This is a genomic window from Pseudomonas sp. QLc11A (assembly GCF_052112305.1).
GTDB lineage: Bacteria > Pseudomonadota > Gammaproteobacteria > Pseudomonadales > Pseudomonadaceae > Aquipseudomonas > Aquipseudomonas laurylsulfatiphila.
Genome location: NZ_JAVAJJ010000007.1, coordinates 125332 through 140159 on the forward strand (window position 1 = coordinate 125332; position 14828 = coordinate 140159).

The 14828-nt window shown below is 54.6% G+C and carries 11 protein-coding genes and 2 pseudogenes; 9 read left to right on the top strand and 4 right to left on the bottom strand.

The annotated features are described in order from the left end of the window. The 6 genes and pseudogenes from Q8X48_RS12680 to Q8X48_RS12705 all read left to right on the top strand — a co-directional run. A complete protein-coding gene (locus Q8X48_RS12680; protein ID WP_407800225.1) occupies window positions 1-1155 on the top strand; it encodes an iron-containing alcohol dehydrogenase in 1155 nt (384 codons plus the stop codon). Between the two features lie 17 nt (window positions 1156-1172). Next, on the top strand, window positions 1173-2327 hold the full coding sequence (locus Q8X48_RS12685) for an iron-containing alcohol dehydrogenase (RefSeq protein ID WP_407800226.1): 1155 nt from the start codon (window positions 1173-1175) through the stop codon (window positions 2325-2327). 183 nt (window positions 2328-2510) lie between these two features. Continuing rightward, the gene (locus tag Q8X48_RS12690; protein ID WP_407800227.1) at window positions 2511-3755 is read left to right on the top strand and encodes an OprD family porin; all 1245 of its coding nucleotides are present in this window, start codon (window positions 2511-2513) and stop codon (window positions 3753-3755) included. Window positions 3756-3928: 173 nt separating this feature from the next. Next, window positions 3929-4885, top strand: coding sequence for a cyclase family protein (locus tag Q8X48_RS12695; protein ID WP_407800228.1), 957 nt, complete (start codon window positions 3929-3931; stop codon window positions 4883-4885). A gap of 425 nt (window positions 4886-5310) precedes the next feature. Next, a pseudogene (locus tag Q8X48_RS12700) lies at window positions 5311-5551 on the top strand (histidine/lysine/arginine/ornithine ABC transporter ATP-binding protein); the annotation flags it as partial. 12 nt (window positions 5552-5563) lie between these two features. Next, a pseudogene (locus Q8X48_RS12705) lies at window positions 5564-5730 on the top strand (AsnC family protein); the annotation flags it as partial. 106 nt (window positions 5731-5836) lie between these two features. On the opposite strand, the gene Q8X48_RS12710 reads toward Q8X48_RS12705, so the two are convergent. Further along, window positions 5837-6577 (bottom strand): SDR family NAD(P)-dependent oxidoreductase, encoded by a 741-nt coding sequence (locus Q8X48_RS12710; protein WP_407800229.1) that lies wholly within the window; start codon window positions 6575-6577, stop codon window positions 5837-5839. Window positions 6578-6770: 193 nt separating this feature from the next. Then, on the bottom strand, window positions 6771-8108 hold the full coding sequence (locus Q8X48_RS12715) for an MFS transporter (protein ID WP_407800230.1): 1338 nt from the start codon (window positions 8106-8108) through the stop codon (window positions 6771-6773). A gap of 382 nt (window positions 8109-8490) precedes the next feature. Between Q8X48_RS12715 and Q8X48_RS12720 the strand changes: the two genes are divergently transcribed. Next, complete coding sequence (locus Q8X48_RS12720) at window positions 8491-9339, top strand: sugar phosphate isomerase/epimerase family protein (protein WP_407800231.1); 849 nt, start codon at window positions 8491-8493, stop codon at window positions 9337-9339. A 121-nt stretch (window positions 9340-9460) separates the two neighbouring features. Here the strand turns inward: Q8X48_RS12720 and Q8X48_RS12725 are convergent, their stop codons facing one another. Together Q8X48_RS12725 and Q8X48_RS12730 are read right to left on the bottom strand one after the other, a co-directional pair. Then, window positions 9461-10741: an OprD family porin gene (locus tag Q8X48_RS12725; RefSeq protein ID WP_407800232.1), complete on the bottom strand. Its 1281-nt coding sequence runs from the start codon at window positions 10739-10741 to the stop codon at window positions 9461-9463. A 466-nt stretch (window positions 10742-11207) separates the two neighbouring features. Beyond that, the gene (locus tag Q8X48_RS12730; RefSeq protein ID WP_407800233.1) at window positions 11208-12959 is read right to left on the bottom strand and encodes an FAD-dependent oxidoreductase; all 1752 of its coding nucleotides are present in this window, start codon (window positions 12957-12959) and stop codon (window positions 11208-11210) included. A 327-nt stretch (window positions 12960-13286) separates the two neighbouring features. On the opposite strand from Q8X48_RS12730, the gene Q8X48_RS12735 reads away from it, so the two are divergent. Continuing rightward, on the top strand, window positions 13287-14129 hold the full coding sequence (locus tag Q8X48_RS12735) for an IclR family transcriptional regulator (protein WP_407800234.1): 843 nt from the start codon (window positions 13287-13289) through the stop codon (window positions 14127-14129). Window positions 14130-14233: 104 nt separating this feature from the next. Next, complete coding sequence (locus tag Q8X48_RS12740) at window positions 14234-14818, top strand: serine hydrolase domain-containing protein (RefSeq protein ID WP_407800235.1); 585 nt, start codon at window positions 14234-14236, stop codon at window positions 14816-14818. The last annotated feature ends 10 nt before the right edge of the window (window positions 14819-14828 follow it).

Sequence of the window (14828 nt, forward strand, 5' to 3'; positions counted from 1 at the left end):
ATGTCGACGTTTAACTTTGAAACCACACCACGTGTGATCTGTGAGATCGATGGCGCGTTGCGCCTGGGCACCTTATGCCGCGAGCTAAAGGCCGAGCGGGTATTGCTGGTCAGCGATCCGGGGTTGTTGCGCGCCGGTTTGCTGGATGCACCCTTGCGAGCCCTGCGCGAAGCCGGGGTCGACGCGACACTGTACAGCGATGTGCAGGCCGATCCGCCGTCGGAATCGGTGCAGCACGCGGTGGATGCCGCCCGTAACTGCCGCGCCCAAGCAGTGATCGGCCTGGGCGGTGGCAGCTCCCTGGACACCGCGAAGTTGGTAGCCTTGCTCTGTGGCCGCGAGCAGGCGCTGGAGTCGATCTACGGTATCAACCTGGCCCAAGGCCCACGTTTGCCATTGATCCAGGTGCCGACCACGGCAGGTACGGGCTCGGAAGTGACGGCGGTAGCGATTGTCACCACTCCCAGCCATGAGAAAAAGGGCGTTGTCAGCCCATTGCTGTATCCGGATATCGCGCTGCTGGATGCCCAACTGACCGTCGGCTTGCCAGCAGCCGTCAGCGCCATGACCGGTATCGATGCCATGGTCCATGCCATCGAGGCCTACACCAGCGTGCACAAGAAGAATGTACTGTCCGATGGCCTGGCAATGCAGGCGTTGCGCCTGCTGGCGGGCAATCTGGATCGGGTCCTGGCGACGCCTGGGGATTTACCGGCCCGTTCCGACATGCTTCTCGGCTCGATGCTTGCGGGCATGGCCTTTGCCAACTCGCCGGTGGCGGCGGTGCATGCCCTGGCGTACCCGTTAGGCGGCCACTTCCATGTGTCCCACGGCTTGAGCAACGCCTTGGTGCTAGTGCCGGTGCTGAACTTCAATCGTCCTGCAGCCGAGGCGCTGTACGCGCAACTGGCGGCGGCGGTGCTGCCAGAGCAGTGCTTTGCCAGCGAGGCATTGGCCTGCGATGCCTTTATTGAGTTCATGACCCGGTTGGTGGAACGCATGCCGTTTGCCCAGCGGCTACGGGACGTGGGCGTGACTGCCGACGACCTGGATCGCCTGACCGATGACGCGATGAAGGTCGAACGCCTGCTTATCAATAATCCGCGCCCGGTAACCCGCCAAGATACCCGCGCCATCTATGCCTCGGTGCTGTAAACAAAAAGGACTGACCGATGAGTTATGAATTCAGAAGCGTGCCGCGCATAGTCTGCGAAGAGGGCGCGTTGCACAGCGTGGGCAAGGTGCTCAAGGATCTCGGTGCGCAACGGGTGATGCTGGTGTGCGATCCTGGCATTGTCAGCCTGGGTTTTGCAGTTAAGGCCCAGGCCTCGCTTGAGGTGGCTGGCTGCGCAGTCACAGTGTTCGACCAAGTGGTTCCCGACCCTTCGTCCGCCGTGGTCAAAGAGGCCGCCGAGCAGGCCCGACAATTCAAGGCCGATGGCGTGCTGGGCCTCGGCGGCGGCAGTTCCTTGGACGCCGCCAAACTGGTGGCGTTGCTGATCAACAGCGAACAGCCCTTGGAGGGGTTGTATGGAACCGACAAAGCCCTGGGGCAGCGGGTGCCGCTGGTGTTAGTGCCGACCACAGCAGGCACCGGCTCTGAAGTCACTTGGGTCTCCGTCATCACTGACGAGCAACAGCGCAAGCAAGCGGTGTATTCGTCGCAACTGATGCCGGACGTGGCGGTGCTGGACCCGCAACTGACACTTGGACTGCCGCCCAGGGTCACCGCCGCCACCGGTTTGGACGCCATGGTGCATGCAATCGAGGCCTACACCAGTCGCACACGCAAGAACCCGATTGCCGATGGCTTGGCCTCCGCCGCCCTGGGATTGCTGGGCGCCAACCTGCGCAAAGTATTGGCCAACGGTCAGGACGTGGCGGCGCGTACGGCGATGCTGCAAGGCTCGCTGATGGCGGGCATGGCCTTCGTCAACGCTTCGGTGGCGGCGATTCATGGGTTGGCCTATCCGCTAGGGGCACGCTTTCACATTCCCCACGGCCACGCCAATGCCCTGGTGATGGCGCCGGTACTGCGTTTCAACCTGAGCGCGACGCAAAGCCACTATGCGGAGCTCGCGACGTACCTGTTGCCGGGCCGCCATTTCGAGCACGAAGCCGAGGCCGCTGAAGCCTTTGTTCAGGCAATTGAAGCGCTGGTGGCCGACAGTGGCCTGGAAACCCGGCTGTCGAAACTGGGAGTGGACGAACCCGCCCTCACCGAAATGGCCAACTCGGTGGTGGTGAACCTGCGTCGCCTGATCGACAGCAACCCCAGGGACATGACCGAGCAGGACGTAGAAGCCCTCTACCGCAGCATCTTCTAACCGACTGACGCGCATCGCCCATTAGCGGGCGGTGCGCCGAAGGGATACGCGCTCTGATTCGACAGTGCGTATCCATTTGTTCCTCCTTTATTCACATCGTCTGCCAACGCGGAGGGGAGGATTTTGTGTGCTTTTTTAACCATGAGTATAAAAATAATGAACTGCTGCAATAAAAACAGCCGCATGTTGGCACCTGTCGTCGGTACCCATGTCTTAGGGCTGGCGCTGGCCGCGTCTGCCTTTCCGGCCGTTGCCGAGGGCTTTCTCGAAAACGCCAAGGCGAGCCTTACGTCGCGCAACTTCTACATCAACCGCAACTTTACCAACCCGGCTTACCCGCAGAGCAAGGCCGAGGAGTGGACTCAGAGTTTTATCCTCGACGCCAAGTCCGGCTTCACCCAGGGCACCGTGGGTTTTGGTGTGGACGTGCTGGGGCTGTATGCGCTCAAGCTCGATGGTGGTCGCGGTACCGCCAACACCCAGTTGCTGCCAGTGCATGACGATGGCCGTCCAGCCGATGACTTCGGGCGACTGGGCGTGGCGGTGAAGGCTCGGCTGGCAAAAACTGAACTGAAGGTCGGTGAATGGATGCCGGTACTGCCGATCCTGCGTTCCGATGACGGCCGCGCCCTGCCGCAAACCTTCCGCGGGGGCCAGGTGACTTCCCAGGATATCGACGGTTTGACCCTGTACGGCGGGCAGTTCCGCGGCAACAGTCCACGCAACGACGCGAGCATGGACGATATGTCGATGACCGGGAGGGGCGGGGTTACCTCCGATCGTTTCAACTTTGCCGGGGGCGAGTACAGCTTCAACAGTAAGCAAACCATGATTGGCCTGTGGAATGCCGAGCTCAAGGACATCTACAACCAGCAGTTCATCAACCTGGTGCACAGCCAAACAGTGGGTAGCTGGGTATTGGGCGCCAATCTTGGCTACTTCATTGGCAAGGAAAGCGGCAGCGAGCGGGCAGGGGAGCTGGACAACAAAACCGCCTCCGCCATGTTCTCGGCCAAGTATGGCAGCAGCACCTTTTACCTGGGCTTGCAGAAGGTCAGCGGCGACAACGCCTGGATGCGGGTCAATGGCACCAGCGGCGGCACCCTGGCCAACGACAGCTACAACTCCAGTTACGACAATGCCAAGGAGCGGTCCTGGCAGTTGCGTCACGACTTCAACTTCGTTGGTGTAGGCATTCCCGGGTTGACCCTGATGAACCGCTACATCAGCGGTGAAGACGTGCACACCGCGACTGTAAGTGACGGCAAGGAGTGGGGCCGGGAGAGTGAGTTGGCCTATGTGATCCAGAGTGGCAGCCTGAAAAACCTGTCACTGAAATGGCGCAACAGCACCCTGCGTCGCGATTACAGCAGCCTGGAGTTCGACGAGAACCGTCTGATTATCAGCTACCCTTTCTCGATGCTTTAATACCGCTAAATAGATCGCACGCTACGCCAGCGGCTACAGACTTTTGTAGCCGCCGCTCGTTTGTCATTAAGCGAGCACTTTCATTTCAATGTTTTGTATGTCCTGAGCGGTAAGGACGCAAGGCGCATTAGTCATGCGCTTCAATAACCACCGCGATTTAAAAGGAAGAAATCATGACTGCTGAAGTTCCTACGATGGATGATTTTTTGAAGGGCGCTCCTTCTAACTGGGGCAAGTGGGGAGCGGAAGACGAAGTTGGCTCTCTGAATTACCTGACCGCGCAAGAAGTCATGCGCGGGGTTGCGCACATTAAGACGGGAAGCGTATTTACTTTACAGCGTATGATCGGTGATCCCGCAGGCGATCCGGTTTGGCCAGGCCGTACCCCGGCGGAACGTACTATGGTTCTCGATGAGTCAAGCTGGGACAATGATCATGGTCCATGTTATCCCGGCGGGTTGCACTACGCTGATGACAAGATCGACGCGTTCCTGCAAGGCTCCACGCAATATGATGCGCTTGGCCACCTCTGGTACGGCGGGAAAATATGGAACGGCTACGACGCGCGAACAACTGTGGGCGGCCTCGACAAGGCCAGTGTCGCACCTATCGGCGAGCGAGGAGTGGTCGGGCGCGGCGTATTACTGGATATGGCACGGCATCGTGGCAAGCGCATGCTGGATAAAGGTGAGACATTCACTCACATGGATCTTATGGCGTGCGCAGAGGCTCAGGGCCATACGATCGAGCCCCACGATATCCTGATTATCAGGACTAACTTCCTTCAAGCTTTCTATGAGCAGGGCGAGGCGTTTTACGACGGATTCTGCGAGCCAGGCCTTACATATTCGGAGGAGCTTGTTCGATGGTTCCATGACAAGGAAATTCCAAACCTTGTCACCGATACCATCGCCAATGAGGTCACGACAGACCCAGTATCAGGTGTGGCTTTGCCACTACACTGCGCTTTGATGCGTAATCTTGGTATCGCCTTTACGGAAATCTGCGACCTGGAAAAACTAGCCGAAAGTTGCGCTAAAGACAGGCAGTATACTTTCCTTTATGTGGCAGCCCCGCTAAAAGTACATCGCGCTGCCGGATCACCGGTCAATCCGGTAGTGATCAAATAGTCGTTTATGCTGGGGCAGGGTTACTCCTGCCTCAGCATAAGTGAAAGCCGCCGATTCCTGTCTCAATCTAGTACATTCGCTGGCTCGGTGATAGACGAATCCATCCGTGTCTGGGCGATCTCTATGGCTCCTTTGTGAGTTTGGCAAGAGTCGAGCCAGGCCACGCGACTTTCATCTAACAACGTTTGCTGCGACCAGCTAGGCCGAGTGATTGCTCGAACCCTCGAGCAATTTACCTGGCGATGCAAGTATGTTGCGGCCTAACTCCAGCCACGCCTTAGCCGCGAAAGAAGGTTCGCCTTGCTTTCACCATGCGAGTGATACTTTCCAGGTCAGCGATGGTGATCGGATTCCTGCGATCGTGAAGCTGTTAGCGTCAAGTGTGTCGCAGAATATGCGGGGGAGGAGGGTAATTCCGACACCCAGATTCGCCTACATCGGCGCTGGACCCTGAGGTGTGGGAGAAGTGCAGAAAGTCATCCAAGGGCTTGCAGAAGAAGGTCGGACCATGATCATGGTGACCCATGAAATGGGTTTTGCCCGCAAGGTCTCGAACCAACTGCTGTTTCTTCATCAGGGGCTGGTCGCGGAGCAGGGGGGGCAGAAATTCCGGACAACCCCCGAAGCGAGCGTCTGCAACAATTTCTGCCCAATGGATTGAAGTGAAAAACCTTCTATATGAGTAACGGAAGACATACCCTCAGGACTTTCGAACCGTTGGGGCGTATCGACGAGGCAATTATTGATGTGCTGCGTCACAACGTGCGCATCACTTACAAAAACTTGCCTCACTTGTCCATTTGAGTCAGAGACCTCACCAGCAGCGTGTACGTAAGTTGGATAAGACTAGGGGGGAGCGAAAAACGGCATTACTGACTGAATAGCATCAGTCAGCAAATGCGAAGGTGTTATGTGCAAAAGTACAGAACTGAGTGAAGGGCACTCGCTGAGTCAATAAGTTGCACGTCCACCCGAGAGGTCGAATGTAAAGCCAGTCGTAAAACTACACTCGGAACTTGCAATCCACGCAACCATCGCGGCGACTTCTTCGATCTTTACAAAGCGGCCCATCGGAATCTTGGCCTTGATGGTTGCGATGAACTCAGGTGTAACTTGTTTTAGGAGGTCGGTTTCGGCCATTGTCGGAGCGATACAGTTCGCCAAAACTCCTGAGTCGGCTAACTCCTTTGCGATGGACTTCGTGTAGGCAATGACCCCCCCTTTTGCTGCTGCGTACGCACTACTGCCAGGATTGCCTTCTTTGCCGGCGATAGAGGCTACGTTGACAATGCGACCATATCCATTCGCCCGCATTTGCGGAATCGCTGTGCGGCAGGTGTTAAAAATTCCTGTGAGATTGATGTTTAGCACTCTCTGCCATTCGTCAATAGGGTAGTCCCAAGTCGGGCTAATAACTCCGTTGATCCCCGCATTGTTCACTAAAATTTCGATTTTTCCAGTGACTGCAAGTGCTTCACCAAATGCTGTTTGAACTGCATTTTGATCTGAAACGTCGACGCATTGATTTAAAATCGGAGTAAAACCTGCTTGAGCAACATCAAAATCGTTGAAGTTGATATCCCAAAGGATGATCTTCTTGCCGTCTGCGGCTAACCGCCGTGCGATACCTAGGCCAAGCCCTCGAGCGCCGCCTGTAATCAGTGCTGTCTGGACTACATCTGTCGTACTCATTTTCTTCTCCCTCGATATCCGCGTCGGGTGTATTGATCGTATTTTAAGGACGGTATAGCCACCGTCTTGCTTCAATGGTGGCTACGCCGGTATTTCGTCGTCGTAGACGCTGCGCAACGTTGCGGTAGACACGGTGGCTGATAATATAATTTCAACTGCCGAGCGTCTGCGTCTTGAATCATCCCTAAAGGTCTCAGTCGTGCAAGTTGACCCAGCGGTATGACCAGAGACTGGTCAACCCGCCGGCTAGGCAAAGACCACCGAGTAACAGCGCAACAGGAAGATACGAACCATTCGCGTGATTGATTAACAATGTTGCTATCAATGGCATAAATCCACCGGTTGCACCGGCGAGGGCATATCCAAAGCCCGCTCCGCTATAACGAACTTTTGTATCAAATAAGCCTGAAAACCATACGGGCTGGACCGCTGTTGCCATATTATGGCAAATATTGATTAAGAAAAAAAAGCCAAGTGCTATTAGCGGTATCGAGCCAGTTTGTAAGGCGTGAAAAAATGGGATGGCCGTAATCGCGCCGACTATGGAGGCTATTATGTAGAACCATCGAATTCCAAAGTGGTCCGCTAGTTTGGCAAACGTTGGTAGGGTAATTATCGCGACCGTCATCGAGATCATTGATGCCACCATCACGCTGTCAGGTGAAGCTGTCGTGTAATTAGTGACGTAGGCCAAGGAAAAAGTGAAGGCCAGATAATAGGTGCTTTGATCGAGTAATCGCATGCCGATGACCGCAAGAACTTGCAGGGGTCTCGTTTTGAGCACGATGCTTAGTGGCGCAGCTACTTCAGTCTGATGCTCTTTAACTTCTTGGAATTTTTCAGACTCTGGAACGGAGCGACGTATCCAGAGCGCGAACAATGCAAGAGAAATACTGAGCAGGAAAGGTATCCGCCAGCCCCACTCCAGGAATTGCTCGGGTGTCGTCAGCTTCTTACAAAGGAAAAAGACGGCGGTACCAATTAACAGACCGATGAAGGATCCAGTCTGTACACCAGCAGATAGAAAATTTCGGCGTTCCTTTGGCGCGCTTTCAACGGCCATCAAGGCTGCTCCTCCCCATTCTCCGCCCACAGCGAAGCCTTGAATTGCACGCAGTGCCACCAGCATGATCGGCGCCCATATACCTGCAGTCTCGTAAGTCGGTAGGGCGCCGATTAGCGCACTGGCCAGCCCCATGATCAGCACAGTGAGCATGAGCATTGTCCGCCGCCCCATCTTGTCACCGAAGTGCCCGAATACGGCCCCCCCCAGTGGACGAAAAAGGAAACCAACGGCAAAGGTGCTGAGCGAAACTAGAAGGCCAGTCGTGGGCTCATCAGAAGGGAAAAACAAGGGGGCGAACACAGTAGCGGCAGCGGTCCCATAGAGGAAGAAGTCGTACCAGTCGACAATAGCTCCCACAGTGCCGGCGAGCGAAGCGCGGCGCGCATCCGCAGGTGATTTAGGCGTTGGAAGAGCGGCAGTATGCGGCGATCGGGACGAACTCTGCACGTCAAGGTTGGTTGTCATCCTCTGCTCCAATTTAATTGTTATTAGTTCCGGTTGATATGACACAGCCAGATGTAGGCGGGCGACAGGGGGTATCGATGTTTTTGATTTGTTTCGGTCACCCGTTGAGCTTATAGTGGCACAGCCAGGGAGAAAGTGGAATAGTATTCCAGTGGTGCAGGAAGGTTATTCCATATTGCGTTCGATAATCGCCCAGCCTTTGCGTGGTAAGCAAAAGGCTGGCGGTCGGGAGCTGCAACTGACGATAGACGGTAGGGGCTTGCCTAGCGTTAATGGGCGAAGTACCACGCGTCATCATTTTCTAACGCGCTATCTCCCTCCCACAGCTAAAAAATGTATCACAGAGAAATAACGCTTCATTTTTTTCAAGAGGTAGTCCTTTATGAGTGGTAATTCTGATACTCGCAGTCTGTCATTGGCCAACCTAACAATAGGTCGAACTCCCCAGTCTGAACTAATTCATGCAGCTGCAGGCGCCGGATTCGGGAAAGTTGGATTGCTTCTGATGACAGCCACCACCCAGCCTCTTCAATATGAAGTGCTGGGCAGACCGCAGGCAATTAGCGATATAAAACAAGCTCTTCGTGATACAGGAATTGGTGTGTTTGACATTGAGGCGTTCGTTCTTTCGCCGGAAACTAATCTCGAGAAATTCAGGCCTGCGCTGGAACTGGGGGCAGAACTTGGTGCCACCCATATTTCGTCGATTGGAACAGAGCCAAGCGCTACTGCTAAGTTTCTTTCAGACGAGCAGCGAGTTGACCTTTTTGGGCGCCTATGTAATGAGGCTGCCCAATTTGGATTGACAGTGGGTGTGGAGTTCATGCTTTACCGTGATATAAAAACATGGCAGGAAGCGTTACATATGATTGAGGCGGTCAATCCCTCAAATGCTGGATTGATTTTAGATGTACTACATTTCTTTCGTGGAAGTGGAACACCCTCGGACATCAAAAAGATACCTGTCGACCGAATTGCATATGCGCAACTGAGTGACTGCTCGGATATTTCTCCATCAGTAGAGATGCTTGCTTTGGAGGCGCGTACGTCAAGGCTTCATTTAGGTGATGGCATAATTCCTTTGAGGGAGATAATCAGGGAACTCCCGAAGGATCTCCAGTTAGTTATTGAAACGCCAGTTTCTGCCGAACTGTCTCTTTCTCCGTCTAAACGAGCCATCTCAGCAGCACAGCGGAGCGCTGATTTCTTCAAATCCGGCAAGAAACTCTAGTTGCTAAAGGATATATATAAAAAATCTTGTTCGTGATCTTGATTTTTGGTGCCTAAATATATAGGCCCCGCGCTAAGCGGGGCTTTCTTGTTAAGAAAATAACGTGGCAAGTTCCAAATGCCTATAGTAGTGAAAGTGGGTAGTTGATGATCAGCCGGTTTTCATCGAAACTGTTAGTGCGACCCCAATCGCGGCGCATGGTAGAGTTGCGCCACTTGAAGTTCAGTGTTTTCAGCGGGCCTGACTGGACAGTGTAGGCCAGCTCGCTCTCGCGCCCCCACTCGCTACCATCGTCGGTACTGCCGTTATGTACATTATTACCACTGATGTATCGGTTCATCATTGTTAGGCCGGGCACGCCGAGGGCGGCGAAGTCATAGTCATGACGCAGTTGCCAGGAGTCTTCCTTGGGGTTGTCATAGCTGGAGCTGTAACTGTCGTTAGCCAGCGTACTGCTGCTGGCACCATTCACCCGGAACCATTCGTCGTTGCCCATAACCTTCTGCAAGCCGACGTAAAAGGTGCTGGCGCCGTGCTTGGCGGAGAACATCCCGGAGAAAGTGCGGTTGTCTAGGTCGCCGGCCCTGGCGCTGCCGTCTTCCTTACCCCAGAAGAAGCCAAGGTTGGCGCCCAGCAGCCAGTCGCCAAGCGGCTGGAAGTGCTGTGCCTGCAGGTACTTCTGCTGATAGATGTCCTTCAGCTCTGCGTTCCACAGTCCAACCAAGGTGCGGTTGTCATTGAAGCGGTATTCTCCTCCAGCGAAGTTGAAACGGTCGGACTTGAAGTTGGGGCGAGTATTGACGCTCATGTCCTCCATGCTTGCGTCGTTACGTGGGCTGTTCTGGCGGAACTGGCCGCCGTAGAGGGTGAGGCCGGCAATTTCCTTTGAGGTAATCTGGGTACCCTGGAAGGTCTGGGTTAGCGAGCGACCGTCGTCGGAACGCAGGATCGGCAGCGCCGGGGCCCATTCGCCAACCTTCAGTTCGGTCTTCGAGGTGTGCGCCTTGCCGGCTACCGCCAGGCGACCGAAGTCATCGGCTGGGCGGCCATCGTTGTGCACTGGCAACAGTTGGGTGCCGGCGGTACCCTTGCCGCCGTCGAGCTTGATGCTGTATAGGCCAAGCACGTCCAGGCCAAGGCCGATGGTTCCCGGAGTGAAGCCGGACTTAACATCGAAGATGAAGCTTTGTGTCCATTCCTCGGCCTTGGCCTGAGCGCTGTCATTGACGAAGTTGCGGTTCATGTAGAAGTTGCGCAGCGTCAGACTGGCTGCGGAGTCTTCGATGAATCCCCCTTCAGCCCCTGACGCGGCCTCCCCCAGAAATCCTGCCGCAATAGACGCAGACAAGTAAGTAATCGCCCTATAAGTATATTTGGTCCGAGTAGAGTTCTTATTGTTCATTTTGTCATCTTCCCATGTGGAGCCCCTATCGACGGATGAGGAGAATCCGTCACGCCTGCCTTTGGGGCTGCGTGGTGGCACGTAGGAGCTCTTTTAAAGGATGGTGCACCCACCCGTAACATCAGCTAATCAAGCTTGTCGCGATTACTCGTGGCACTCTGTCGCTTTGCCCTCGGCCTTAATGGGGGCCAGCGTCTGTGAGGGGGTTATCAGGAACTGCGATTACCAACACATCCTTAGTACTTAGAATGCGGAATAATACAGGCAGTGATTGGGGCGAATACCATCACTCCAGCTTGCTGCTGCGTTAGTAAGTTACGGCACAGAAAGCTCACCAAACCTTGCCATTGCTGCTCAAGAGCAGTTGCCCCGCTCTTGCGAATATAGAGCCGCAGAACATCGCCTCCGCTATGATGAAAATCTGCTGGGGAATTGTTCGCAAGGCACGTAGAAATTACTCATCACATTACTTTGTCGCGAGGGCGCTATTTATATGCTGTTCCATCGCTGATTCGTAATCCTGAACTCCGGCGGCGTGTCGCCCCGCGATATATCCAAAGGTCACTGCTGGTCCCAGGTTAATCCCGCCAGAGGGATAGAGGCCACCCATGATACTTGCCATGTCTGCTCCAGCGGCATAGAGGCCTATGATCGGCTCATTGTTGCCTCTAAGCACTTGGGCCGAGGCGTTAGTTCTCAAGCCTGCGAATGTTCCGAAGCTGCCAGGTAGTACTTTGACTGCATAGAAGGGACCATGCTCAATCGGTGCCAAACAAGGATTAGGGCCAATATGCAGGGGGTCACCGCTTTTACGATTGAAAGGAGTAGCACCACGCTCAAAAAGAGGGTCTTCGCCGAGCCGCGCGTGGTCGTTAAAAGAACGAATGGTCTCTGCAAGACCTGTTGGGTCAATACCACATTGCTGTGCCAGTGCGGGAATTGAGTCCCCGCGCTTTAGATAGCCGCTTCGAATGTAGGAGCCGACAGGAAAGGGGAAGGGGCGTGCGTGACCTAGTCCATAACGTCTTTGAAAACGATGATCGCAGATGAGCCATGAAGCGACTTCTTGGTCTGCTGGGACAGCAGCAATCATTGCTGTTGTGTAATCGTAGTACCCGTTCGCTTCATTTACGAAGCGTTTGCCATTGGCAAGTACCCCGATACTACCAGGCTTCGCACGGTCGATAATGTGTGGGAAATGACCTGTACTTCCATCCCTATAGACCAGTCGTGACACTGGCGCCCACGCAGCTGGAGAGGCGAGGTCTGTCGCAAGTTCCCCGCCTGCAGATTCGCCAAGCGTGACACCGTCACCACTGCAGCTTTCGGGTGGTAGAGCAAGATGCTCAGTGCCCGACGGAGTCCGTGGAAAATACAACTTACGGCGATCAATATCGTTTGGGAAGCCGCCAGTAGCCAAAACGACGCCTTTTGTAGCATGAATTTCCATTTCGCCGGTTTGGGTACCAATGACTGCGCCACGAACAGCTCCATCTTCGATAACCAGGCGCTTGGCCGGAGCTGACTCAATCAAAGTGACTCCTAATTTCTCGGCGGACTTTGCCAGGCGCGCAACCAGCGCGACGCCATTTACGAGTTGCATCGCGCGACCATGAAATGCGAGATCCAATAAGTGTCGACCGACCCGTCTCGCAACATGAACCACCGACTTTAGTGAGCGCGTCAGGCTGAGAAATGCAGCAAGATCTGAGCCCGCCATGATTGGCATCCCCATCACCGATGTCTCTCGCATTGTTCTTCGCAGACGGTTGATTAGGGGGCCGACTGCTCGACCATCATACGGGGCCGCAATGATCTGGTGGCCCCTTACGGCAGCACCGGGAGTATTGCCATGCATATCCGGGATTTCGTTTCCGTCGACAAAGCGCAGCTCTGTGTGGGTTTCGAAAAATGAAACCATGTTCGAACAATTATTGAGGAAGGCGTCGATACGTGCCTCGTCGTAATGAGAGCCGAGTTCGTTCCTGAGGTACATCCGCGGTTGCTGAGGATCTTCATGTATCCCAGCTCGCTTTGCGAGTGGGTTGCCGGGAACCCACATCCATCCCCCGGACCAGGCACTAGCCCCGCCGAACACTTCGTCCTTCTCCACGACGATCACACTGAGGCCGTGCCACGCAGCGGTAACTGCAGTGGCCAATCCAGCGGCTCCAGACCCAATCACCAACAAGTCACAGCACAACGCACGTTCGGCCATTTTCGCCTCCAGATAAATATTCTGAAGAGAAGATACTGGAAAAGTATTCCAGTGTCACTGGAAAGAGTTTCCTGTCGACGCGAAACAATATTTTATCCTCGGTGTGGCTGGTCCTGTCAGCCGTTATTTCAAGGGGTCTTGACGCTCGGTCCGAGGCTGGCCAAGGGAGCGCTACGAATGTCTTTCTGAGGGTGGAGCTAGCAAGCATGCTGGTGAGTACTACAAGATCGCGTTTCCTTGATTTTGTGGTAAACCCGTCCATAGGAGGTGGAAAAAAATTCCAGTATGATTGGCGGATTACAATGATTGCATGCACGGAGGTTGTTAATGGTAAGCGCATCGGATTTACAAGGACCAAGCTATTCCGGGGTGCTAGATCGCGGATTGGCAGTAATTGAGTTGCTGTCCGGGCGGGCGGAGGGAATGTCGTTGACGTCGATTTCGGAGGTTTTACGAATCCCTCGCAGTGCGACACACCGGCTTATGACTTCGTTATCGGAACATGGCTATATACGCCAGGAGCAGGATCGCGGCATATATGTTCTGACAACAAAGCTACAGGTGCTGGCATTCAGGCATCTGGCATCAAGTGGATACATCGACGCCGCTCAGCAGGTCCTTGATCGCCTTGCCGAAAAAACTGGAGAGCTGGTTCGCCTTGCGGTCGAAGACAATGGGCAGTTGATTTGGGTTGCTAAAGCCCAGGGCGCTCGATTCGGACTTCGGTATGACCCTGACATGGGCATGATTTCAAAGCTTTCATGTTCGGCGACCGGGTTCGCCTGGTTGTCGAAAATGGAGGATAAGGATGCCATCGCTGCTATTGAAGAGCAGGGTTACGGAACACCCGGGGACTTTGGTCCGCGAGCGCCACAGACGGCCGCCAAGGTATTGGAGCATATACACGAGGCTCGTAAGCGAGGCTATGCGATTGGGATACAGACTTATTCGGATTGGATGGCTGCGATCGCGACCGTATTGATTCACCCCCTAAGTGGGAGACCAATAGGTGTGGTGAGCGTGGCGGGCCCCCTTTCTCGGCTGGCTGAAGACCGATTACATGAACTCGCTCCTCTTTTGGTGGCATCTGCTGAAGAAATCAGTCAGTTGATTCCTGGTTCTCCGTCTCTGATGAGCCCGGGCGCTGCCAGAAAGACAATAAGAACCTGACCCCGTTTATTCTAGGGGGCGTGATAACCTAATCCTCGACATGTACCGAGAGGATAGGGGGCTCACCCTCAGTAGACTAGTGATGAAAGACCTGGAGTGGTTTGTTGAAGTCACTGGGCAAAGACCGTGAACATGGTCAGTTCTTTGAATATCGCTCAGTGGATACCGATATGTTGGCCTGGGTCTGTGAGCGGGCCTGCGGCGAGCGGCTCCCCGTTTTACTGAGTCGGGAGATCTGGTCAAATCTGGGGACGGAACAAGACGCAAATATCACCCTCGATTGTGTTGGATCCGCATTAGCCGATGGCGGGATGAGTGTCACGCTGCGCGATCTGGGGCGGTTTGCCCAGATGTATCTGCAAGGTGGACGTTTTAACGGGGAGCAGATTGTTCCAGAGGATTTTGTTCGTGCTTGTGGTCGTGGTTCCACACCGGCTTTTGAGGTCCTGTATGGCCCCTTTCTCAAACACTTTCCAAGCGCCGCCTACAGCAATCAGTGCTGGGTGCTGGACAGTGAGCAGGGCATCTATTCGGCGCGCGGTGTATTTGGGCAAAGTATCTATTTCGATCCGGCTTCTGAAGTGGCAATCGTAAAACTTTCCAGTTGGCCGGATTTCATCAATTCAGAATGGACGGTGAATAACTTCCGTGCTTGTGCCGCTGTGGTTGAAGAGCTGCAACGCAGCTGACGCGGGAGTA